The following is a 22,027-nucleotide window of genomic DNA, read 5'->3' on the forward strand; positions in this document are numbered from 1 at the left end:
AGAGGCTGCGATCGGCTGCCTGCAGCCGTGAAACCCTCCGCCTGGGGTTCCGGGGGGAGGCCTTCCAGATTAAAAGATCGCGAGGCAAGCTCGCTCCTACCGCAATGCTGTTTACTTAGGTCAAGTGGACAGCCTTGCGCACTTCAGGGAGTTTCAGTGCGTCCATACACATCATTGAGACGCACGATGTCGTCTTCCCCCACATACTCCCCGCATTGCACTTCGATCATCACCAGCTCAACGTCTGCCGGGTTGACCAGGCGATGCGGGCGGCCGGGTTTGATAAAGGTGGATTCATTGCGCACCAGTACAAAGTGCTGATCGCCATTGGTCACTTGGGCGGTACCGCTGACGACGATCCAGTGTTCGCTGCGATGGCGGTGCAGTTGCAACGACAGTGCGCCTTGCGGCTTGACCACGAGGCGTTTGAGTTTGAACCCCGGGCCTTCTTCCAGCACGGTGTAGCTGCCCCACGGGCGCGTCACGCTGCGGTGCAGGCGATAGGCGTCGTGGCCTTGTTGTTTGAGGGCCTGGGCGATGTATTTGACGTCTTGAGTGCGTCCGGCATGGGCGACCAGCAGCGCATCCGGGGTGTCGATGATGACCAGGTCTTTGAGGCCTACGCCACCCACCAGACGCGTGGGTGAGTCGATGTAGCAGTCATGCACATCATGCAGCACGCTTTGCCCTGTGCACTGATTGCCATTGGCGTCGGCCTCGCTCAACTCACGCACCGCCTGCCAACTGCCAATGTCACTCCAGCCGAGTTGGCAGGGGACGACGGCGACTTTTTTCGAGCGCTCCATCAGCGCGTAGTCGATGGAAATATCCGGGGCCAGGGCGAAGGTCTGGCTGTCGAGTTCCAGGTGGCGTTGCTGCTGGCCTGCAAAGACCTGGCTGTGCGCCAGACAATGGCTTAGCGCGGGCAATACCTGTGGCGCGTGGTCGTCCAGTTCTTGCAGCAGGGTGTCGACGCGCATGCAGAACATCCCGCTGTTCCAGAGGTATCGGCCATCTGCGAGGTACTGTTGAGCGGTGGCGGCAGCCGGTTTTTCAACAAAGCGTGCCACGGCAAAACCGTTGTCGCCCAGGGCTGCACCTTGTTCAATATAGCCAAAGCCGGTCTCTGCCCGCGTCGGCTGAATGCCGAAGGTCACCAGCCAGCCCTGGTCTGCCAAGGCTCGGGCGCGTTCGACAGCATGCTGGAAGGCGGCGGTATCGGTGATCAAGTGATCGGCGGGCAACACCAGCAGGTGCGCATCGTTGCCGTAGCGTTGCGCCACCTGCAGCGCGGCAGCAGCGATGGCGGGAGCAGTGTTGCGCCCGAAGGGTTCAAGGATGAAGTCCAGCGCGACATCACTCTGGCGACTCTGGCGATAGTCGTCGAGCGTGCGGAAAAACACCTCGCGATTGGTCACGGTCAACAGTTGGCTTACACCCGGCAGTGCGCAGGCGCGTTGAAAGGTCTTTTGCAGCAGGCTTTCACCATCGGGCAGGCGCATAAAGGGCTTGGGCAAGGCTTCGCGCGACACCGGCCACAGTCGGGTGCCCGCGCCACCGGCGATGATGCAGGGAATGAGTGGGCTCATTCGAAACGCCTCCAGGGGCTATGGGCTGCAGTTGGGAGGGAAGTCTGCCCGGTTCTGGCGTTTTGATCGACAGGTTGACGAGCGTGAAAGGTTTTTTGGCAAATTAGTTATCAAAGTTGGGTCTTTCTGGGTGAGGTGTTGTCCAACAATTCTGACTGATCAGGAGAAGCGGCATGAGTGCAGGAAAGGCATTTTTGATTTTGCACGGCAAGCAGGCCATGAACGAAGACGTTCGGGCTGCTGTCGAGCAGCAACGTTCGCGCGGTCGCGAGTTGGCGGTGCGCCTCACCTGGGAGGCCGGTGATGCACAACGTCTTGTGCACGAAGCCCTGGCGGCGGGTTACACCCAGTTGATTGCCGGGGGCGGCGACGGCACGTTACGTGATGTGGCCGAAGCCATGGCCCAGGCGCAGACCACGGCCAGCCTGGTGTTGCTGGCATTGGGCACGGCCAATGACTTTGCCCGCGCCGCAGGCATTCCGTTGGAGCCCGATAAAGCCCTGGGGCTGTTGGACGTACCGGCTCGATCGATAGATTTGGGCGAAGTCGATGGGCAGTATTTCTTGAACATGGCCACCGGCGGCTTCGGCAGCCAGGTCACTGCCAACACCTCGGAAGACCTGAAAAAAGTCATCGGCGGCGCAGCCTATCTGTTTACCGGGCTTTCCCGTTTCAGCGAGCTGCAAACGGCCTACGCAGAGCTGCAGGGTCCCGATTTTCACTGGCAAGGCCAATTGCTGGCGCTGGGTATCGGCAATGGTCGGCAGGCGGGAGGAGGGCACGAATTATGCCCGCAGGCCCTGGCCGATGACGGGTTGCTGGATATCAGTATCCTGCCCGCCCCTCAAGAAGTGGTCGGCACCTTGAAAAACCTCATGACCGGGGGGCTGGGGCTGGACAGCTTATATGTCCGGGCGCGATTGCCGTGGGTTGAGATCAAGGCGGCACAAGGGTTGGCGCTCAATCTGGACGGCGAGCCGCTGAGGGGCGATCACTTGCGCTTCAGCGCGCACAAAAACGCTTTACGCGTGCACCTGCCGCAGAATTCACCGCTGTTGAGCCCTTGAGGGTTGCAGGATGTCATATGGCTACTATTTTTTCGGCTCGAGGGTGTGCGGGGTCAAGAAGCAAGCTGTCAGGCCGATAGCCTAGGGCCTGTTACGGTTTCATTGCAACGACGTGGCTTGCAACGAAACGGGAACAGCCCCTTCGACCTTTCGCACCCACGCCCAGGAAATATCTATGGCCGGCATTCTCGACACGGTAGACCAGCGGACTCAGTTGGTTGGTGAAAATCGACTGGAACTGCTTATGTTTCGCCTCGCTGGGCGGCAGTTGTTCGCCATCAACGTGTTCAAAGTGCAAGAAGTGCTGCAGTTGCCCAAGCTGACCCTGATGCCGCACCGCCATCGGCACGTGTGCGGGGTTATCAATTTGCGCGGTAAGACCCTGCCCGTGATCGACCTCTCGCAGGCGATCGGCATGCGTGCGGTAGTACCAGGGCCTGACAGCACGATCATCGTGACCGAGTACAACCGCTCGATTCAGGCGTTTCTGGTCGGCAGCGTTGACCGGATCGTCAACATGAACTGGGAAGCCATCCTGCCGCCGCCGAGCAGCGCCGGGCGTCAGCATTACCTGACCGCCATCAGTAAGATCGACGAGCACTTGGTGGAAATTATCGACGTGGAAAAGGTACTGGCCGAGATCGTGCCTTACAACGCCCAGGTCTCGCACGACAAACTTGCCGATCCGGTGCTTGAGCAAGCGCGTGGCCGCGAAGTGCTGCTGGTCGATGACTCCAGTGTGGCGCTGGCGCAGTTGCACGAAACACTCTCGCAGTTGGGCATCAAGATGCACATCGCCAGTGATGGTCTCAAGGCGTTGAACATGCTCAAGGATTGGGCTGATGCGGGGCATGCCATGACGGACAAGCTGCTGATGGTGTTCACCGACGCCGAAATGCCGGAGATGGATGGTTACCGTTTGACGACGGAGATTCGTAACGATCCGCGGCTGCGCGGTTTGTATGTGGTGCTGCATACCTCCTTGTCCGGCAGTTTTAACGAATCGATGGTCAAGAAGGTGGGGTGCGACAATTTTCTTTCCAAGTTTCAGCCCGACAAACTGGTGGATGTTGTCCGCCAGCGCTTGATGCTGGACCAGACGCCTGCCTGATTCGGTGTGAATCGAGATCCGTGCAGGACTGACGGCTCGTATACTGTGGCTTTTTTAACCTGCAGGGATCTGCCCCATGCTTCGTTTAAGTGCGCTTTATCGCTATCCGCTGAAATCCGGCAAGGGTGAAAGCCTGTTACACGCCCGGCTCGACACCTTGGGGTTGGTCGGCGATCGCCGCTGGATGGTGGTGGACGAAGCCACTGGGCGATTTCTGACGCAGCGTGCAGACCCTGTCATGAGCCAGTTATCTGCCCTGTGGAATGCCCGCGGCGGCCTGACCTTGAGCGCGCAGGGGTTTGCGCCACTGGAGGTGGCTGTGCCAGCCCCGGACCAGCACTTGCGCGGGGTTACCGTCTGGCGTGACACCTTGCGCGTGCCGGATGCGGGTGATGAGGCGGCGCAGTGGCTCAGCCGCTTTATGGGAAAACCGGTGCGACTGGTGCATATGCCACAGGAACGTGCGCGCACTACCGAGTCGGGCTATGGGCACGACGATGACAAAGTGGCGTTCGCCGATGGCTACCCCTTGCTGCTGATCGGGCAGGCGTCGCTGGATGACGTTTCGGACAAGGTCGGGCGGTCGATGGAGATGCTGCGCTTTCGTCCCAATCTGGTGATTGAAGGCAGCGAGGCGTTTGCCGAAGATGGCTGGAAACGCATTCGTATTGGCGAGGTGGAGTTTCGAGTGGTGAAGTCGTGTTCGCGCTGCATCCTGACTACGATCGACCCGCAGACCGGCGAACGGGATGCCCAGCGTGAACCGCTGGCGACATTGATGAACTATCGCAAACAGCCGGATGGCGTGATGTTTGGGCAAAATCTGGTGAATGATGGTGAGGGCGTACTGGAAGTCGGCATGCCGGTAACCATTCTGGAATAACCGGCCCCGCCCTGACCCTGTAGGAGCGAGCTTGTCTCGCGATCTTTTACTCTTTCAAAAGCTCGCGGGGCAAGTTTACTCCTACAGCAATTTCGTCATTTATTGATCATCAAAATACCGCTCATGCCAGTCCACCAGGGGCTGCGGCACATTGAGTTTCTGTCCGTAGATCACAGAATAAGACAGCACGTTCTGCACATATTGACGGGTTTCATCGAACGGGATGCTTTCAATCCACACGTCAAAGCCCAGATGGTTCGCGCCTTTCAACCACTGCCGCACCCGGCCCGGACCTGCGTTGTACGCTGCTGAGGCGAGCACGCGGTTGCCATTGAACTGGCCGTGTACCTGGCTGAGGTAGGCGGCGCCCAACTGGATGTTTTTGTCCGGGTCCAGCACTTGCTGAGGCGAGGCCAGCGGGATACTGAATTTACGCGCGGTCTCTTTGGCGGTGGCGGGCATCAACTGCATCAAACCGCTGGCGCCAACACCAGAACGTGCGTCATCCATGAAGGCACTTTCCTGACGGGTAATAGCGAATACCCAGCTTGAGTGCAGGCCGCGAACCTTTGCTTCGCGCACCAGGGTATCGCGGTGCGCCATCGGGAAACGAATATCCAGATCGTCCCAATACTGCGCTTGGCTGATGGTGCGAATGGCCGGGAAGTACCACTTCAGGTCGTAAGCCAGTTTGGCTTGGGCAACCATTTCGTCTCGGTTGAAGTGGCGGCTGACGTAGTACCACTCGCGACGACCATCCACGACCTGGCCCCGCGCGTGGAACTCCAGCGCGCGCTGAATGCCCGGGGTGTTGCGTACTTTGTTCATCAGTTGTTGGCTGAGCACCAGCGGCTTGTTGTTGAGTTTGTAAGGGGTTTGCGCGCGATCAGCGGCCAGGAAGCCGTAGAAATCACGCTCCTTGGCAACATTTTTGAGCAGCACCAGCGCTTGCGGGTTTTTCGGCTCGGCCAGTTCCAGGCTGCGGGCCTGCCAGTAGCGCCAGCGGTTGGTGGAGGCAAGGTCTTGGGGAAGCTTTTTGGTCAATTGGTATGCGTCTTCCCAGCGACCCAGGCGCAGCAACAGGCGCAGGCGCCACTCGGTGACAGTGTTGTCACGCAGTTCCGGGTCGTACTGGGTCATGATGTCCAGGCCGCGGCTGTCATAGCGGCGGGCGAACGTCAGGCCGATTTCCCGGGCAATCGCGACTTTTTCGTCACGGGAGAAATGCATGTTGGTGGCGTAGGTGTCGAGCAGCGCCGCGGCTTTTTCCGGGTCTTGGCGGGCAAGACGACGCAGCCCCAGGCCGACGGCATCCGACATGGCTTCACTGGCGGGCAGGAACATCGACGGCTGGCTGAGCATGTCGGGCTTCTGGGCTACGGCAATCATCAGCTTGGCTTGCGGCCCCAGGGTGCTCAGGCCGCTGGCCAGTGAGGTGGCCAGTGCGTAGTTGCGCGCTTCAGCGGCCAGCTTGACCCGCTGCCAGCGCTTTTGCTCGGTCAACTGGCCTTCTGCCGCCCATTGGCTGAACAGCGCATCACAGGCCGTGGGCTGGGCCTTGCCGACCAGCCACAGTTTTTCAGCCGTGGCATAGCCTTCTGCCTTGAGGTTGTGCGTGATCTGGTATTGACCATTGAGGCAATCAAGTTCGGTGAAATTGAGCTTGGGGTCGTAGTACTTGACGAAAGTGGCCCAATCGCCACGTTCGGCCAGCCAGCGCAACCAGCGCAGTCGCATCCAGTTGGACTGTGGCAGGTCGCCATGTTCGGCCAGGAATTGTTCGATCTCGGCGTTGCTGGCCGATTTGAGCCGTGCGGTCAACTCGTCGTACGCCAGATAAGGCGTCAGCGGATAGGTGCGCAGGGCGGCAGCATTCTGAAAATAAGGGCCGGAGTCACCCTTGGCCAGGGCGCGCTTGGCTTCATCGTAGAGTTGACGTTGTTGAGTCAGGTCTGCAGCCAGCGTGGATTGCACGGCGCAGGTGGTGAGCAGCAGGCAGGATAAAAAGTTGAAAAGACGACTGCGCATGGGGCTTCCGTACAAATTGAAAACGCGACACGTGCAGCACAAAACTGCACAGGAGGTATTTAAAAACGTTGGCGTTTCAGGGCCTTTCGGCTCGTAATGAAACAGAAACAGAGCCTAGCTTAGCCTTTTGCCGGCGGCCCGTGAAAGCCTTGGCTGCCAGTCTGTGCAACTTGCCCATAAATGAATGTCACGCATGCCCGTACAAGAAATACCCGGCCGCCTACGGGCTCAAATCAGGTAGAATGCGCGCCCAGTTTTTGGAGAAGCTCATGACCCTGCTCAAATTCAGCGATGTGTCCCTTGCTTTCGGCTCTACGCCGTTGTTGGACAAGGTGTCCTGGCAGATCGCCCGTGGAGAGCGGGTGTGCATCATCGGCCGCAACGGCACCGGCAAGTCCAGCATGATGAAGCTGGTCAAAGGTGATCAAAAGCCTGACGACGGCTCTGTCTGGCGCGCACCCGGGCTCAAGATTGGCGAATTGCCGCAAGAGTTGCCGGTAGCCGACGGGCGGACAGTGTTCGACGTGGTGGCCGAAGGTCTGGACGGTGTCGGCGAATTGCTGGCCCAGTACCATCACCTCAGCCAGAACATCGTTACCGATGCCGACCTGGACAAACTGATGCACGTCCAGCAAGACCTTGAAGCCCGCGATGGCTGGCGCTTGCAGCAATTGGTCGACAGCACCCTGAGCCGCTTGCAGTTGCCGGCTGACAAAACCCTCGCGCAGCTTTCGGGTGGCTGGCGTCGACGCGTTCTGCTGGCACAAGCATTGGTGTCCGAGCCAGATCTGCTGCTGCTCGACGAACCGACCAACCACCTGGATATCGGCGCTATTGCCTGGCTGGAAGAAGCCTTGAAGGACTTCCAGGGCGCAGTGCTGTTCATTACCCACGACCGTTCTTTCCTGCAGAATCTTGCGACCCGGATTTTGGAACTGGACCGCGGTGGCCTGATCGACTGGAACGGCGACTACGCCAGCTTCCTCGTTCACAAAGAAGCCACGCTGGCGGCAGAAGAAACCGCCAACGCGCTGTTCGACAAGCGCCTGGCCCAGGAAGAAGTATGGATTCGTCAGGGCATCAAGGCCCGTCGTACCCGTAACGAAGGCCGTGTCCGTGCCTTGAAGGCCTTGCGCGTCGAACGCAGCGAGCGTCGTGAACGCACCGGCAAGGCCAACATCCAGCTGGAAACTGCTGAAAAGTCCGGCAAGCAAGTCATGGTGCTGGAGAACGTGAGCTTCGCTCACCCGGATGGCCCATTCCTGGTCAAGGACTTCTCGATGGTCCTGCAGCGCGGCGACCGCATTGGTCTGCTGGGCGCTAACGGTACCGGCAAGACCACTCTGTTGAAGCTGATGCTGGGTGGTCTGCAACCGACCACCGGTAAGGTGGAAGAGGGCACGCGCATCGACGTTGCGTACTTCGACCAGTTGCGCCACCAGTTGGACCTGGAAAAGACCGTGATCGACAACGTCGCAGAAGGCCGCGACTTTATTGATATCGACGGCCAAAGCCGCCACGTCCTCAGTTACCTGGGGGACTTCCTGTTCAGCCCGCAGCGTGCCCGCACGCCGGTCAAGGCGTTGTCAGGTGGTGAGCGCGCGCGGCTGCTGCTGGCCAAGCTGTTCAGCAAACCGGCCAACCTGCTGGTTCTCGACGAGCCGACCAACGACCTGGACGTGGAAACCCTGGAGCTGTTGGAAGAAGTGTTGCTGACCTTCCAGGGCACTGTGCTGATGGTCAGCCACGACCGGGCATTCCTCGACAACGTGGTCACCAGCACCCTGGTCTTCGAAGGCGAAGGCAAAGTGCGTGAATACGTGGGTGGTTATCAGGACTGGCTGCGTCAGGGCGGTTCGCCGCGTCTGCTGGGCGTCACCGAGAGTAAATCGGGCAAAGCCGACTTGAACTCGGCAGTGGTCACCGCAGCGCCGGCCCCAGCCCCGGCACAACCTGCACCTGCGGCTAAAAAGAAACTCAGCTACAAATTGCAGCGCGAGCTGGAAGCGTTGCCGGGCGATATTGATGCCAAAGAGCAGGCGATTGCCGGCGTTGAGGCCGAAATGGCCGAGGCGGGTTTCTACCAGCGTCCAGCGGCTGAAACCGCTGCGGTGATCGCCAAGCTGGAGCAGTTGCAAGCAGAGCTGGATCAACTGGTTGAGCGCTGGGCCGAGCTGGATGCCTGAGTGACAGCTTGATCAAATAAAAAGCCCGGCCCTTTAATCAGGGACCGGGCTTTTTGTTGTGTGGCAGGCCTTATTCGGGCTTTTTCAGGCTGACGGCCAGAACGTCGCACGGTGCGCCGTGCAGCACGTCGTTGGCTGTGGAACCCAGCAGCAGCGCCAGACCATGACGTCCATGGCTGCCAACAACGATCAGTTCGCAGTTGTGTTCTTTGGCAAAACCGTGAATTTCTTGACGAGGCTGGCCATATTTCAAATGACAGTTTTCATGGGTCAACTGCGGGTACATGTCGATCAGGCGTTCAAGACGTGTCTTGGCCTGGTCGAATTGTTGTTGTTGAAGCTGGGACAGGTCCATGGGAACGTCACCACCAAAGGCCATTGCCATCGGTTCGACGATATGGATAAGCGACAGCTTGGCATGGTTGGCTTCAGCACTGGCGCTGGCGCGATAGATTACGGGGTCGCATTCTTCGGTCAGGTCGACGGCAACCAAAATATGTTTGTAGGGCATCGGCGTGGTCATGTGAAGCGTTCCTGTAAAAGGTGATTGGTAGTGAGTATGGCCCGTTTGTAAGGGGGTGTTATGGATCGGGATCAACTCGTTTTAAAAGTGATGAGAGTAGAAATATGACGGTATGGATCGTGGTGTCAATCCTGGTGCTGGTTCTGAGCCCTCTGGCATGGCTGCGACCCTCGCAGCGTCAGAGTGGTCGGATGGCATTGCGCATGGAAGCTCGGCGCATGGGGCTGGCAATGCAACTGGCGAGCCAGGAATGGCCGCACTGGCTTGAGCCTGAGCCGCCGGGTTCATGTGCGCAGTTTCATCGTCCGCGTCGCGGTACTAAACCTGAAGTGTGGTGCTATTGGCAATCAGCGCCCGGAATATGGGTCAATCAGTGGCGTGAAGAATGCGTCGATGAGCGCTTGTTGGCTCAGTTCAAGAAGCTGCCTGTGAACGTGTACAAAGTTGAGGCTGGACCGCAAATGATTGCGTTGTATTGGGGCGAGAAGGGCGAGCCACAAGTGTTGCAGGCCATTGACCAGGTGCTTAAAGCGCTGGCGTAAGCCGCTCTTCTGCTCGCCGCTGACGAAACCCAAGGCCGCGATGGGGTTTGAGGCAACCCCCAGCCGATGGTCTTCGTCTCGGCGCCTCGTGCCTCGTCAGCGACTACAATCGTTGTTCGCGCTTCCAGGTGTTTTGAAACTGACTGGTGAGTCGTTTTGTCATCCTCGTTTTGGGCAATTGACAATCGATGGCTTTTCCGTGAAGGTGTCGACACCCAAATCAAACGGGCGTATGAATCGGGTGTTTGTCTTGTCAGACGATGCTCGCAGAACCCCGACTATCGCGTTGGCGGGTGTGCCTGGCGGATTGGCAATAGCATTGACGCAAAGGTCAGTGACAGCCAGACGCTAGCTTCCGACGTGTACTGTTCAGCTTCCATATCGTGGAGATCAGTTGATGATTTACGAAGGTAAAGCCATCACGGTTACGGCTCTTGAAAGTGGCATCGTCGAACTCAAGTTCGATCTCAAGGGTGAGTCCGTCAACAAGTTCAACCGTCTAACCCTGAACGAATTGCGTCAGGCAGTGGATGCGATCAAGGCAGATGCTTCGGTCAAGGGTGTCATCGTTTCCAGTGCCAAAGACGTCTTCATCGTCGGCGCTGACATCACCGAATTCGTCGAAAACTTCAAGTTGCCGGATGCCGAGCTGATCGCGGGCAACCTCGAAGCCAACAAAATCTTCAGTGATTTCGAAGACCTCAACGTCCCGACTGTTGCCGTGATCAATGGCATCGCGTTGGGGGGCGGCCTGGAGATGTGCCTGGCGGCGGACTTCCGCGTCATGGCTGACAGCGCCAAGATCGGCCTGCCAGAAGTCAAGCTGGGCATCTACCCGGGCTTTGGCGGCACCGTGCGTCTGCCACGCCTGATTGGCGTTGATAACGCCGTTGAGTGGATCGCCTCGGGCAAGGAAAACCGTGCCGAAGACGCGCTGAAAGTCGGCGTCGTCGATGTGGTGGTGCCTGCTGCCAAGCTGGCCACCGCTGCACTGGACATCATCAAGCGCGCCATCAGCGGCGAGCTGGACTACAAGGCCAAGCGTCAGCCGAAACTTGAAAAACTCAAGTTGAACGCAATTGAACAAATGATGGCCTTCGAAACCGCCAAGGGTTTTGTTGCAGGTCAGGCTGGCCCGAACTACCCGGCGCCGGTTGAAGCGATCAAGACCATCCAGAAAGCTGCGAACTTCGGTCGCGACAAGGCGCTGGAAGTTGAAGCCGCAGGTTTTGCCAAACTGGCCAAGACATCGGCTTCCAACGCGTTGATCGGTTTGTTCCTGAACGATCAGGAACTGAAGAAAAAAGCCAAGATCTACGACAAGATCGCCAAGGACGTGAAGCAGGCTGCCGTACTCGGCGCAGGCATCATGGGTGGCGGTATTGCCTATCAGTCGGCCTCCAAAGGCACGCCGATCCTGATGAAGGACATCAACGAGCACGGCATCGAGCAAGGCCTGGCGGAAGCCGCCAAGCTGCTGGTGGGCCGCGTTGATAAAGGCCGCATGACCCCGGCCAAAATGGCCGAAGTGCTTAACGGTATTCGTCCTACCTTGTCCTACGGTGATTTCGGCAACGTCGACCTGGTGGTCGAAGCGGTTGTTGAAAACCCGAAGGTCAAGCAAGCGGTACTGGCTGAAGTGGAAACTCACGTCAAGGAAGATGCCATTCTGGCCTCCAACACCTCGACCATTTCCATCAGCCTGCTGGCCAAGGCGCTCAAGCGTCCGGAAAACTTTGTCGGCATGCACTTCTTCAACCCGGTGCACATGATGCCTCTGGTTGAAGTGATTCGTGGCGAGAAGTCGAGCGAGCAAGCCGTTGCCACCACCGTTGCCTACGCCAAGAAAATGGGCAAGAACCCGATCGTGGTCAACGACTGCCCGGGCTTTTTGGTCAACCGCGTGCTGTTCCCGTACTTCGGCGGTTTCGCCAAGTTGGTCAGTGCCGGTGTCGACTTTGTGCGCATCGACAAAGTGATGGAAAAATTCGGTTGGCCGATGGGGCCTGCCTACCTGATGGACGTGGTCGGTATCGACACCGGCCACCACGGCCGTGACGTGATGGCTGAAGGCTTCCCGGACCGCATGAAAGATGACCGTCGTTCGGCGGTGGATGCGCTGTACGAAGCCAACCGCCTGGGTCAGAAGAACGGCAAGGGCTTCTACGCCTACGAGCCGGACAAGAAGGGCAAGCAGAAGAAAGTCGTGGATTCGAGCGTGCTTGAAGTGCTCAAGCCGATTGTCTACGAACAGCGCGACGTCACCGACGAAGACATCATCAACTGGATGATGATCCCGCTGTGCCTGGAAACCGTGCGCTGCCTGGAAGACGGCATCGTTGAAACCGCAGCCGAGGCCGATATGGGCCTGGTCTATGGCATTGGCTTCCCACTGTTCCGTGGCGGCGCGCTGCGCTACATCGACTCGATCGGTGTTGCAGAGTTCGTGGCCCTGGCTGATCAGTACGCTGAGCTGGGCGCGCTGTACCACCCGACTGCGAAGCTGCGCGAAATGGCCAAGAACGGTCAGAGCTTCTTCGGTTAAGCGCCCCATTAGAGTGAGAGTGAAATTATGAGCTTGAATCCTAGAGACGTGGTGATTGTCGACTTCGGTCGCACCCCGATGGGCCGCTCCAAGGGTGGCATGCACCGCAACACCCGTGCTGAAGACATGTCTGCGCACCTGATCAGCAAAGTGCTGGAGCGCAACAGCAAAGTCGACCCGGCTGAAGTTGAAGACGTGATCTGGGGCTGTGTAAACCAGACCCTGGAGCAAGGCTGGAACATCGCGCGCATGGCGTCGCTGATGACCCAGATCCCGCACACGTCGGCGGCACAAACCGTGAGCCGTCTGTGCGGCTCGTCCATGAGCGCACTGCATACTGCTGCGCAAGCAATCATGACCGGCAACGGTGACGTGTTTGTCGTGGGCGGCGTCGAGCACATGGGCCACGTGAGCATGATGCACGGTGTCGACCCTAACCCGCACATGTCGCTGTACGCGGCAAAAGCCTCGGGCATGATGGGCCTGACTGCCGAAATGCTGGGCAAGATGCACGGCATCACCCGTGAGCAACAGGATGCCTTTGGCGTGCGTTCTCATCAGTTGGCCCACAAGGCAACGATTGAAGGCAAGTTCAAGGACGAAATCATCCCGATGCAAGGGTATGACGAGAATGGCTTCCTGAAAGTCTTCGATTACGATGAGACCATCCGTCCGGAAACCACCCTGGAAAGCCTGGCAGCCTTGAAGCCAGCGTTTAACCCCAAGGGCGGCACCGTGACTGCCGGTACTTCGTCGCAGATCACCGACGGTGCGTCGTGCATGATCGTCATGTCGGCCCAGCGCGCCAAGGACTTGGGTCTGGAACCGTTGGCTGTGATTCGTTCGATGGCACTGGCAGGTGTGGACCCGGCAATCATGGGCTATGGTCCAGTACCAGCCACGCAAAAAGCGTTGAAGCGTGCTGGCTTGAATATGGCCGATATCGACTTCATTGAGCTTAACGAAGCTTTCGCTGCACAGGCCCTGCCGGTGCTGAAAGATTTGAAAGTACTCGACAAGATGGATGAGAAGGTTAACCTGCACGGCGGTGCAATTGCTCTGGGCCATCCATTTGGCTGTTCGGGCGCTCGCATCTCCGGCACTTTGCTCAATGTAATGAAGCAAAATGGCGGCACTTTCGGGTTGTCCACCATGTGCATTGGTCTTGGCCAGGGCATTGCCACTGTCTTCGAGCGCGTTTAACGCGTTGCGTTGATGGAAGCCGGGGCCATGTGCCCCGGTTTTTGTTTTGGGCTTTTTTTATTTTTTTTGCAGAGGGCCGCAACATGTCGCTACAACCTGGGCTCTATCAACATTACAAAGGCCCGCAATATCGGGTATTCAATGTGGCCCGCCACTCTGAAACCGAAGAGGATGTGGTGTTTTACCAAGCCCTGTATGGCGATTACGGCTTTTGGGTTCGCCCGCTGAGCATGTTTCTCGAGACGGTTATCGTCGAAGGGGAGCAGGTCCCGCGTTTCGCCTTGATTAAGGCGGAACCGAGCCTTTTTTCTCGGTCATGAGGCCTGGTCGCGCAGAACCCTGTGCTTGACCTCACCTTGCAGCCACTATATATAGCGGTGCCGCGTCAGGCGCTCACCGCCTTTCACTTCTAGAATTCAGGAATTTTCTGATCCATGGGCAAATCGCTGGTCATTGTGGAATCCCCGGCTAAGGCCAAGACCATCAACAAGTACTTGGGTAACGAGTACGTGGTGAAGTCGAGTATCGGCCATATCCGAGACCTGCCCACCAGCGGTTCGGCTAGCGCCAGTAAAGAACCTGCTGCCAAGCGTGGCAAGGCAGCGGCGGGCGAAGCGCCGGCCCTGTCGCCTAAAGAGAAGGCTCAAAAGCAGCTGATCTCGCGCATGGGTGTCGATCCCGAGCATGGCTGGAAAGCCAAGTACGAGATTCTTCCCGGCAAGGAAAAGGTCATCGAAGAGCTGCGTCGGCTCGCCAAGGATGCTGACACCATCTATCTCGCAACCGACTTGGATCGCGAGGGGGAAGCCATTGCCTGGCACCTGCGCGAAGCCATCGGTGGGGATGACAGCCGCTACAAGCGCGTGGTGTTCAACGAAATCACCAAGAAGGCGATTCAGGAAGCCTTCTCCAAGCCGGGTGAGCTGGATATCAACCGTGTGAATGCACAACAGGCGCGTCGTTTCCTCGACCGCGTGGTGGGCTACATGGTTTCGCCGTTGCTGTGGGCCAAGATTGCCCGTGGGCTGTCGGCCGGTCGTGTGCAGTCGGTTGCCGTGAAGCTGGTGGTTGAGCGTGAGCGTGAAATTCGTGCGTTCAACCCCGAAGAGTACTGGGAAGTTCACGCTGACTTGAGCACCGCCAAGGGTGCAAAAGTGCGCTTTGATGTGGCCCGCGAAAACGGCGAGGCCTTCAAGCCGCTCAATGAAGCCCAGGCCATGGCAGCGCTGGAGAAGCTCAAGGCTTCCAGCTACACCATCGCCAAGCGTGAAGACAAACCGACCAGCAGCAAGCCGTCGGCCCCGTTTATCACCTCCACCCTGCAGCAGGCCGCGAGCAACCGCCTGGGCTTCGGGGTGAAGAAAACCATGATGATGGCTCAGCGTTTGTACGAAGCGGGCTACATCACGTATATGCGTACTGACTCCACCAACCTGTCTGCTGATGCAGTCGCGATGGCGCGCACTTACATCGAAAGCGAGTTTGGCGAGAGCTATCTGCCGCCGACGCCTAACGTGTACAGCAGCAAGGAGGGCGCACAAGAGGCTCACGAAGCGATTCGTCCGTCTGACGTGAATATGCACCCGAGCAAGCTCTCGGGCATGGAGCGCGACGCTGAGCGCCTTTACGAACTGATCTGGCGTCAATTCGTCGCCTGCCAGATGCTGCCGGCCAAATACTTGTCGACCACCGTCAGCGTGGCCGCAGGTGACTTCGAACTGCGTGCCAAGGGCCGCATTCTGAAGTTCGACGGCTATACCCGGGTGATGCCACAGATCACCAAGCCTGGCGATGACGATGTCCTGCCGGACATGGCCCAGGGTGATGCGCTGAAACTGATCCATCTGGACCCGACCCAGCACTTCACCAAGCCGCCGGCGCGTTACTCCGAAGCCAGTCTGGTGAAAGAGATGGAAAAACGCGGTATTGGTCGTCCTTCGACCTACGCCGCGATCATCGGCACCATCCAGGACCGTGGTTATGTGGCGCTGCATAACCGGCGCTTCTACTCCGAAAAAATGGGCGACATCGTTACCGAGCGCCTGGCTGAGAGTTTCTCTGACCTCATGGACTACGGCTTCACCGCCGGCATGGAAGAGAACCTCGACGATGTGGCGCAAGGTGAGCGCGACTGGAAAAACGTGCTGGACGAGTTCTACGGCGACTTCAAGAAGAAGCTGGAAGTCGCGGCGGCGCCGGAAGGCGGCATGCGTGCCAACCAGCCGGTGATGACCGATATTCCGTGCAAGGAATGCGGGCGTCCAATGCAGATTCGTACGGCCTCAACAGGCGTGTTCCTGGGTTGCTCGGGTTACAGCCTGCCGCCGAAAGAGCGTTGCAAGGCCACCGTCAACCTGGTGCCGGGCGATGAAATCGCGGCGGATGACGAGGGTGAGTCCGAATCGCTGGTGCTGTTGGGCAAACACCGTTGCCCGATTTGCAGCACGGCGATGGATGCCTACCTGCTGGATGAGAAACACAAACTGCACATCTGCGGTAACAACCCGGATTGTGTGGGGTATGAGATCGAAGAAGGCAACTACCGCATCAAGGGCTATGAAGGGCCAAGCTTGGAGTGCGACAAGTGCGGCAGTGAGATGCAGCTTAAAACAGGGCGTTTCGGCAAGTTCTTCGGCTGTACCAACCCAGAGTGTAAAAACACTCGCAAACTGCTGAAGAGCGGTGAAGCGGCGCCACCGAAAATGGATCCGGTGAAAATGCCGGAGCTCAAGTGCGAGAAGGTCGATGACACCTATATCTTGCGTGATGGCGCTTCGGGGTTGTTCCTGGCCGCGAGTCAATTCCCGAAAAACCGTGAAACCCGCGCGCCATTGGTGATCGAAATCATCCCGCACAAGCACGAGATTGATGCCAAGTATCACTTCTTGTGCGACGCGCCGAAGAAAGACCCGGAAGGCCGTCCGGCGGTGATTCGCTACAGCCGCAAGACCAAGGAGCAGTACGTGCAGACCGAAGTCGATGGCAAGCCGACAGGCTGGCGTGCGTTCTACGACGGCGGTAGCTGGAAGGTTGAAGACAAGCGTAAAGAAAAAGACGCCTGACACCGAACTGACCGCTACACCTAAAACCGCGTAAGGGCTGCATGCCTTGCGCGGTTTTTTGTTGTTAGGGCCTTGTTGGGCGGCTGTCGATCCTGGGTGGAGGTCGCTAAGCAACTCATCGCAGCCTTCGTTCCTAGGCGGCAACCTCGGGGATCTTTGGTATACCGCGGGTGTGTGCGTGAAAAATCCTCTCATCGCGGCCTTGCACCCTTACGCCCTGATACCTGAGACTGCTGGCCTGCCCTCACTTATTTGCTGTGGAGCGCCTCTACATGGCTCACGAACTCTATACCCGTACCAATCAGAAAATTTATTTCGCCGGTTTGGCGATTGAAGCCATGAACAAAGCCAGCGAGGGGCGGGCCATGAACGCCCAGGCGCTGGTTCAGGCTGAGCGTGAATCTGCCATTTTTCATCTGTATGGCGCTTTGCTTGGTCTGGGTCATGAGATCGCTGGCTTTTATCGGCTGCCACAGGCGAATGCTTCACGCGTTGAGCTGTTGCTCACCCCGCAAGTCCTGGAAGCGGTGGCCATTCCAGAATTGGCGGAAATGGTGGAGTTAGCGCACGCACCGCACAGTTGGCTGGCTCAGTTGATCGCTGTACACGCTGCGTTGTATCAGCCATTGCAAGCACCAAAGAAGGTCAAGGCAGACGTGTTTCAGCCCTTGATTGAAGCGGTCAATCTGGAAGACGAAACGCCTGAGGAGCTCAGCCGGGAGACACTGGAAACGTGGCGCCAAAACCTCAAAGGCTTGGCCATCAGGTTCCGTGATGGACTCAATGAGTGTTGAAGGTCGCGGATAAAACTGTACAGTCATTCATCAGTCCGTAATGAAACAGGCTCAGAACCTGGAAAAAAATTAAAGGATGACTGATATAATCCCGCGCTTTCGTGGAGAACAAACCTATATGCCAACGTCCTTTCTAGAAATTGTCGAATTGCCAGACGGCCGTATCGAGTTGCGCCGGGCTGAAGACGAGGGGTCTTTGGTGACGCTCAACTTTTCTGAAGATGCCAAGGCTTTTTTGCAAGGCCAACACGTTGAGGTGGCGAAAGCCATGTTGAGTGTCGGTGTTCAGATGGCTGGCCGATTGGCCGAAGGCGAGCTTGAAAAAGATGAAGGGCCGCGCATTCTGCACTAAGCCTCTCAAGGCCAGCAGATGGCGCTGACAGGCTTGTGCATAGGGCACAAGCGCTGTGTCGATCGCTACAACGATTTAACCCAAACGAATATTAAGGCTTTGCCCGTTGCCGGTGCGTGCTGCGCTGCTGAGTTGTTGGCGAGCAGCGGCCGTTAGCGGGTTGATCCAGCTGACCACGGTATGGCTGCGGCCAAGGCGCAGTGCCTCGCACGTGAGTTGCAGGGCGCTTTTATTGCCGTTGGGTTGCAGCAGCAAGATGCGCTCGCGGTTCAGGCCTGCCTCGCGCAGCCAGCTTTGAGTCAGGCTGGCCGGCGGTGCAATCAGGGTCAACCAGCGATCGTCTTGTTGCTCACTGAGTTCGCGAAGCATGGGAGCCAGCAGGTTCAGGCAGTTTCCGGCAGCACCGCGCAGTGACAACTCACTGAAAACTTCAGGTTCGGCGCTCCAGGGTGCATCGAGCACTTCTTTGATCGCAGGTGCCATGGGTTGTGCCATGAACACTTCGAACAAGGGGAGTTGTGCTGGCAGCGGTGTGTGTGGGAACTGCATGACGTCTCCTATTAGCGGCGTATGACGCCGACGCTCAGGCCTTCGATAACCAGTTCCTGCTCTTTGAGATTGACCTCAATGGGCTCGAAATCCGGGTTTTCAGCGATTAGCCAGACCTTGCTGCCTTCACGTTTGAAGCGTTTTACGGTGACTTCGTCATCGATGCGAGCCACGACAATCTGGCCGTTGCGGACTTCGCGGCAGGTGTGTACAGCCAAGAGGTCACCATCGAAGATGCCGACGTCCTTCATGCTCATGCCCTGGACCCGCAGCAGGTAATCGGCGCGAGGATGGAAGAACGTCGGGTTGATGTTGCAGGATTCCTCGACGTGCTCTTGCGCCAGGATCGGCGCACCGGCAGCGACGCGGCCGATGATGGGCAGGGTGGATTCGTCGGCCTTGGCCTCAAAGCCAGGGATGCGAATCCCGCGCGAGGCGCCCGGAGTCATTTCGATAGCGCCCTTGCGTGCAAGGGCCTTGAGGTGTTCTTCCGCGGCGTTCGGCGACTTGAAGCCCAGTTCCTGTGCGATCTCGGCACGGGTGGGCGGGTATCCGTTGTCATCCAGGCATCGCTTGATGAAGGCCAGGATCTCAGCTTGGCGTGGCGTCAGTTTTAACATGGTGATCGCTCTGTCTTTTTATACAGTGACTGGGATTATATACAGTGATAGCTGATTGGCAATCACCCATTTTCAGCCGTCCGCTGGACGGTCATCAAGGCTTTGGGTGCCAGGCCATTTATAAGGCAAAGCCTTGCCGGCCGTGGCTGTGGTTAAATACGAGACCGCCCGGTCGCAAAGCGAATACGTCACCTTGACTTTTTACAAGTCGAAACGTATGTTTCAAACAAGTGTTTAAATGTTTTGTCAGGCGGAGTAGCCATGGCCCAGTCGGAAACCGTTGAACGTATCCTTGATGCTGCGGAGCAGCTGTTCGCGGAAAAAGGTTTTGCTGAAACTTCATTGCGGCTGATTACCAGCAAAGCCTCGGTCAACCTGGCGGCGGTCAATTACCATTTTGGGTCCAAGAAAGCGCTGATTCAGGCGGTATTCTCGCGTTTCCTGGGGCCGTTTTGCGCCAACCTCGATCGTGAGCTGGAGCGCCGCCAAGCCAAGTCTGAACCTCGTCCCAGCCTCGAAGAACTGTTGGAAATGCTGGTTGAGCAGGCGCTGGTGATTCAGCCGCGCAGTGGCAATGACCTCTCCATTTTCATGCGCTTGTTGGGGTTGGCGTTCAGCCAGAGCCAAGGGCACTTGCGTCGTTACCTGGAGGACATGTACGGCAAGGTGTTCCGCCGCTATATGTTGCTGGTTAATGAAGCGGCCCCGCAGATCCCGCCAATCGAGCTGTTCTGGCGCGTGCACTTCATGCTGGGTGCGGCGGCGTTCAGCATGTCGGGCATCAAGGCCTTGCGGGCCATCGCTGAAACCGATTTTGGCGTCAACACCTCCATCGAACAGGTGATGCGCCTGATGGTGCCTTTCCTGGCAGCGGGCATGCGTGCCGAGAGCGGGGTCACAGACCCGGCGATGGCCAGCGCGCAACTGCGTCCGCGCACTAAAACGCCGCCGGTCTCCGCCAAGGTTTGACCGCCTGCGGGTGGGCGCGGCAGCTTTGTTCCGCTAAGCTAGCCGCCATGCCCAGCCCTGACTTATTCCCGTCTCGTTCTGCGCTGCAGGCTCTCTGGTCTGCGGCGTGCACGGCTGTGCCTGCTAAGGCGGGCCGGGGGATAAGCGCTCATTCTCTTTAAGGATTTCCCATGAGTTCAGCCTTGCAAGGTTCCTTGATGGTAGACGTCGCCGGTACCTGGCTGACGCCTGAAGACCGCCACTTGCTACGCCAACCTGAAGTGGGTGGCCTGATCATCTTCGCCCGCAACATTGAGCACCCGCGCCAGGTGCGTGAGTTGAGTGCTTCCATTCGCGCCATTCGCCCGGACCTGCTGCTGGCCGTCGATCAGGAAGGCGGCCGGGTGCAGCGCTTGCGCCAGGGCTTTGTGCGTCTACCGGCGATGCGGGCAATTGCTGACAAGCCCGACGCGCAGTATCTGGCCGAACAGTGTGGCTGGATCATGGCCACCGAAGTTCTGGCGGTGGGGTTGGACTTGAGCTTTGCTCCGGTGCTGGACCTTGATTACCAGCGCAGTGCGGTTGTGGGCACGCGCTCATTCGAAGGCGACCCCGAGCGTGCTGCGCTTCTGGCAGGTGCCTTTATTCGCGGCATGAACGATGCGGGGATGGCTGCGACCGGTAAGCATTTTCCGGGGCACGGGTGGGCAGAGGCTGATTCACATGTCGCCATCCCGACGGATGAGCGCAGTCTTGAGCAGATCCGTAGCCATGACCTGGTGCCTTTTGCGCGTTTGAGCAAGCACTTGGCAGGCGTGATGCCGGCGCATGTGATCTACCCGCAAGTTGATAATCAGCCCGCCGGATTCTCCCGCCGCTGGTTGCAGGATATTTTGCGCGGTGAATTGCAATTTGACGGTGTTATTTTCAGTGACGACTTGTCGATGGCCGGGGCGCACGTAGTCGGCGATGCGGCCAGCCGTATCGAGGCTGCCTTGTCTGCGGGTTGCGATATGGGTCTGGTGTGCAACGATCGGGCAGCAGCTGAACTGGCCCTCAGTGCAGCACAGCGCTTGAAGGTCACGCCGTCTGCGCGTATTGCCCGCATGCGCACGCAAGCCTGGGCCAGCACGGACTATCGGCAGGACCCACGCTGGCTAGTGGCCACAGGCGCCCTCAAAGATGCTGGTTTGATTGATTAACTCAAGTTTTTAAGAGGCAAGGTTCGATGACGGTTTACGCAATTATTGGTGGCACGGGGCTGACTCAACTCGAGGGTTTGACCATCAGCCGCTCGCTGGCGCTGGACACACCTTACGGGCCCACGTCTGCTGACATCCAGATAGGTGAGTTCGGCGGTCGTGAAGTGCTGTTTCTGGCCCGTCACGGTCACCCGCACCGGGTGCCGCCGCATCAGGTGAACTACCGCGCCAATATTTGGGCCTTGAAACAGGCTGGGGCCGAGGCGATTCTGGCGGTGAACGCGGTGGGCGGGATTCACATGGCGATGGGCACCGGGCATTTCTGCGTGCCGCACCAGTTGATCGACTACACCAGTGGGCGCGAACACACCTATTTCGCCGGTGACCTGGAGCACGTGACCCACATTGATTTCAGTTACCCCTACACCGAATCCCTGCGTCAGCAGTTGATCAGCGCCCTGGCTGCCGAAGGGTGTTACTACAGCACCCACGGTGTTTATGCCGCAACACAAGGTCCGCGCCTGGAAACCGTGGCGGAAATCGCCCGCCTTGAGCGCGACGGCTGCGACATTGTGGGTATGACCGGCATGCCAGAAGCTGCGTTGGCTCGCGAGCTGGACCTGGACTACGCGTGTCTGGCGCTGGTAGTCAATCCGGCAGCGGGCAAGACCACGGCGGTGATTACCATGGCCGAAATCGAGCAGGCATTGCACGACGGTATGGGCAAGGTCAAAGCGACCCTGGCGCGCGTGCTGGCGGGTTAACGAGGCACAGGTAACGCTTCAGGAATTGCCGCAGGCTGCGATCTTTCAAGATCAAAAAA

19 protein-coding genes are annotated in these 22,027 nt (G+C 58.3%); 14 read left to right on the forward strand and 5 right to left on the reverse strand.

All coding sequences use genetic code 11. From position 1 onward, the window contains the following. Positions 1–143: 143 nt before the first annotated feature. On the reverse strand, positions 144–1,589 hold the full coding sequence (locus tag NTD86_RS16850; RefSeq protein WP_262203857.1) for a mannose-1-phosphate guanylyltransferase/mannose-6-phosphate isomerase: 1,446 nt from the start codon (positions 1,587–1,589) through the stop codon (positions 144–146). A 173-nt stretch (positions 1,590–1,762) separates the two neighbouring features. Between NTD86_RS16850 and yegS the strand changes: the two genes are divergently transcribed. The 3 genes from yegS to NTD86_RS16865 all read left to right on the forward strand — a co-directional run bounded on the left by yegS (position 1,763) and on the right by NTD86_RS16865 (position 4,650). Then, positions 1,763–2,656 carry a lipid kinase YegS gene (gene yegS / locus NTD86_RS16855; RefSeq protein ID WP_262203859.1) on the forward strand — a complete coding sequence of 298 codons (894 nt, stop codon included), beginning with the start codon at positions 1,763–1,765 and terminating at the stop codon, positions 2,654–2,656. 175 nt (positions 2,657–2,831) lie between these two features. Continuing rightward, a complete protein-coding gene (locus NTD86_RS16860; RefSeq protein ID WP_262203860.1) occupies positions 2,832–3,767 on the forward strand; it encodes a chemotaxis protein CheV in 936 nt (311 codons plus the stop codon). Between the two features lie 76 nt (positions 3,768–3,843). Continuing rightward, the gene (locus tag NTD86_RS16865) at positions 3,844–4,650 is read left to right on the forward strand and encodes an MOSC domain-containing protein (protein ID WP_262203861.1); all 807 of its coding nucleotides are present in this window, start codon (positions 3,844–3,846) and stop codon (positions 4,648–4,650) included. Positions 4,651–4,749: 99 nt separating this feature from the next. On the opposite strand, the gene NTD86_RS16870 is transcribed toward NTD86_RS16865, so the two are convergent. Continuing rightward, complete coding sequence (locus NTD86_RS16870; RefSeq protein WP_262203862.1) at positions 4,750–6,678, reverse strand: transglycosylase SLT domain-containing protein; 1,929 nt, start codon at positions 6,676–6,678, stop codon at positions 4,750–4,752. A gap of 269 nt (positions 6,679–6,947) precedes the next feature. On the opposite strand from NTD86_RS16870, the gene NTD86_RS16875 reads away from it, so the two are divergent. Further along, on the forward strand, positions 6,948–8,864 hold the full coding sequence (locus tag NTD86_RS16875; RefSeq protein WP_262203864.1) for an ATP-binding cassette domain-containing protein: 1,917 nt from the start codon (positions 6,948–6,950) through the stop codon (positions 8,862–8,864). 70 nt (positions 8,865–8,934) lie between these two features. Here NTD86_RS16875 and NTD86_RS16880 read toward each other — a convergent pair whose 3' ends face one another. Further along, positions 8,935–9,375 (reverse strand): universal stress protein, encoded by a 441-nt coding sequence (locus NTD86_RS16880; RefSeq protein ID WP_262203886.1) that lies wholly within the window; start codon positions 9,373–9,375, stop codon positions 8,935–8,937. Between the two features lie 116 nt (positions 9,376–9,491). Between NTD86_RS16880 and NTD86_RS16885 the strand changes: the two genes are divergently transcribed. The 7 genes from NTD86_RS16885 (at position 9,492) to NTD86_RS16915 (ending at position 17,885) form a co-directional block, all read left to right on the forward strand. Beyond that, entirely contained in the window at positions 9,492–9,929 is a 438-nt protein-coding gene (locus NTD86_RS16885) for a hypothetical protein (RefSeq protein WP_262203866.1), read from the forward strand. Positions 9,930–10,326: 397 nt separating this feature from the next. Then, positions 10,327–12,474 carry a fatty acid oxidation complex subunit alpha FadB gene (fadB, locus tag NTD86_RS16890; protein ID WP_262203868.1) on the forward strand — a complete coding sequence of 716 codons (2,148 nt, stop codon included), beginning with the start codon at positions 10,327–10,329 and terminating at the stop codon, positions 12,472–12,474. Positions 12,475–12,501: 27 nt separating this feature from the next. Then, entirely contained in the window at positions 12,502–13,677 is a 1,176-nt protein-coding gene (gene fadA / locus NTD86_RS16895; protein WP_262203870.1) for an acetyl-CoA C-acyltransferase FadA, read from the forward strand. A gap of 83 nt (positions 13,678–13,760) precedes the next feature. Further along, complete coding sequence (locus NTD86_RS16900; RefSeq protein ID WP_262203888.1) at positions 13,761–13,997, forward strand: DUF1653 domain-containing protein; 237 nt, start codon at positions 13,761–13,763, stop codon at positions 13,995–13,997. A gap of 114 nt (positions 13,998–14,111) precedes the next feature. After that, positions 14,112–16,739 (forward strand): type I DNA topoisomerase, encoded by a 2,628-nt coding sequence (gene topA / locus NTD86_RS16905; protein ID WP_262203871.1) that lies wholly within the window; start codon positions 14,112–14,114, stop codon positions 16,737–16,739. Positions 16,740–17,011: 272 nt separating this feature from the next. Continuing rightward, a complete protein-coding gene (locus NTD86_RS16910; RefSeq protein WP_262203873.1) occupies positions 17,012–17,533 on the forward strand; it encodes a DUF6586 family protein in 522 nt (173 codons plus the stop codon). A gap of 118 nt (positions 17,534–17,651) precedes the next feature. Beyond that, complete coding sequence (locus NTD86_RS16915) at positions 17,652–17,885, forward strand: hypothetical protein (RefSeq protein WP_019408701.1); 234 nt, start codon at positions 17,652–17,654, stop codon at positions 17,883–17,885. Positions 17,886–17,960: 75 nt separating this feature from the next. Here NTD86_RS16915 and sulA read toward each other — a convergent pair whose 3' ends face one another. Next, positions 17,961–18,434 carry an SOS-induced cell division inhibitor SulA gene (gene sulA / locus NTD86_RS16920; RefSeq protein WP_262203875.1) on the reverse strand — a complete coding sequence of 158 codons (474 nt, stop codon included), beginning with the start codon at positions 18,432–18,434 and terminating at the stop codon, positions 17,961–17,963. 11 nt (positions 18,435–18,445) lie between these two features. Then, on the reverse strand, positions 18,446–19,054 hold the full coding sequence (gene lexA, locus NTD86_RS16925) for a transcriptional repressor LexA (protein WP_262203876.1): 609 nt from the start codon (positions 19,052–19,054) through the stop codon (positions 18,446–18,448). Positions 19,055–19,315: 261 nt separating this feature from the next. On the opposite strand from lexA, the gene NTD86_RS16930 reads away from it, so the two are divergent. The 3 genes from NTD86_RS16930 to NTD86_RS16940 all read left to right on the forward strand — a co-directional run bounded on the left by NTD86_RS16930 (position 19,316) and on the right by NTD86_RS16940 (position 21,968). Beyond that, positions 19,316–20,023: a TetR/AcrR family transcriptional regulator gene (locus NTD86_RS16930; protein WP_262203878.1), complete on the forward strand. Its 708-nt coding sequence runs from the start codon at positions 19,316–19,318 to the stop codon at positions 20,021–20,023. A gap of 170 nt (positions 20,024–20,193) precedes the next feature. Beyond that, the gene (gene nagZ, locus NTD86_RS16935) at positions 20,194–21,204 is read left to right on the forward strand and encodes a beta-N-acetylhexosaminidase (RefSeq protein WP_262203880.1); all 1,011 of its coding nucleotides are present in this window, start codon (positions 20,194–20,196) and stop codon (positions 21,202–21,204) included. Positions 21,205–21,230: 26 nt separating this feature from the next. After that, positions 21,231–21,968: an S-methyl-5'-thioinosine phosphorylase gene (locus NTD86_RS16940; RefSeq protein ID WP_262203882.1), complete on the forward strand. Its 738-nt coding sequence runs from the start codon at positions 21,231–21,233 to the stop codon at positions 21,966–21,968. The last annotated feature ends 59 nt before the right edge of the window (positions 21,969–22,027 follow it).

This window comes from Pseudomonas sp. 7P_10.2_Bac1 (genome assembly GCF_025465935.1).
Classification (GTDB): domain Bacteria; phylum Pseudomonadota; class Gammaproteobacteria; order Pseudomonadales; family Pseudomonadaceae; genus Aquipseudomonas.

Coding starts and splice junctions, on each gene's coding strand:
- NTD86_RS16850 (WP_262203857.1), bottom strand. CDS start 1,589: ATGAGCCCACTCATTCCCTGCATCATCGCCGGTGGCGCGGGCACCCGA.
- yegS (WP_262203859.1), top strand. CDS start 1,763: ATGAGTGCAGGAAAGGCATTTTTGATTTTGCACGGCAAGCAGGCCATG.
- NTD86_RS16860 (WP_262203860.1), top strand. CDS start 2,832: ATGGCCGGCATTCTCGACACGGTAGACCAGCGGACTCAGTTGGTTGGT.
- NTD86_RS16865 (WP_262203861.1), top strand. CDS start 3,844: ATGCTTCGTTTAAGTGCGCTTTATCGCTATCCGCTGAAATCCGGCAAG.
- NTD86_RS16870 (WP_262203862.1), bottom strand. CDS start 6,678: ATGCGCAGTCGTCTTTTCAACTTTTTATCCTGCCTGCTGCTCACCACC.
- NTD86_RS16875 (WP_262203864.1), top strand. CDS start 6,948: ATGACCCTGCTCAAATTCAGCGATGTGTCCCTTGCTTTCGGCTCTACG.
- NTD86_RS16880 (WP_262203886.1), bottom strand. CDS start 9,375: ATGCCCTACAAACATATTTTGGTTGCCGTCGACCTGACCGAAGAATGC.
- NTD86_RS16885 (WP_262203866.1), top strand. CDS start 9,492: ATGACGGTATGGATCGTGGTGTCAATCCTGGTGCTGGTTCTGAGCCCT.
- fadB (WP_262203868.1), top strand. CDS start 10,327: ATGATTTACGAAGGTAAAGCCATCACGGTTACGGCTCTTGAAAGTGGC.
- fadA (WP_262203870.1), top strand. CDS start 12,502: ATGAGCTTGAATCCTAGAGACGTGGTGATTGTCGACTTCGGTCGCACC.
- NTD86_RS16900 (WP_262203888.1), top strand. CDS start 13,761: ATGTCGCTACAACCTGGGCTCTATCAACATTACAAAGGCCCGCAATAT.
- topA (WP_262203871.1), top strand. CDS start 14,112: ATGGGCAAATCGCTGGTCATTGTGGAATCCCCGGCTAAGGCCAAGACC.
- NTD86_RS16910 (WP_262203873.1), top strand. CDS start 17,012: ATGGCTCACGAACTCTATACCCGTACCAATCAGAAAATTTATTTCGCC.
- NTD86_RS16915 (WP_019408701.1), top strand. CDS start 17,652: ATGCCAACGTCCTTTCTAGAAATTGTCGAATTGCCAGACGGCCGTATC.
- sulA (WP_262203875.1), bottom strand. CDS start 18,434: ATGCAGTTCCCACACACACCGCTGCCAGCACAACTCCCCTTGTTCGAA.
- lexA (WP_262203876.1), bottom strand. CDS start 19,054: ATGTTAAAACTGACGCCACGCCAAGCTGAGATCCTGGCCTTCATCAAG.
- NTD86_RS16930 (WP_262203878.1), top strand. CDS start 19,316: ATGGCCCAGTCGGAAACCGTTGAACGTATCCTTGATGCTGCGGAGCAG.
- nagZ (WP_262203880.1), top strand. CDS start 20,194: ATGAGTTCAGCCTTGCAAGGTTCCTTGATGGTAGACGTCGCCGGTACC.
- NTD86_RS16940 (WP_262203882.1), top strand. CDS start 21,231: ATGACGGTTTACGCAATTATTGGTGGCACGGGGCTGACTCAACTCGAG.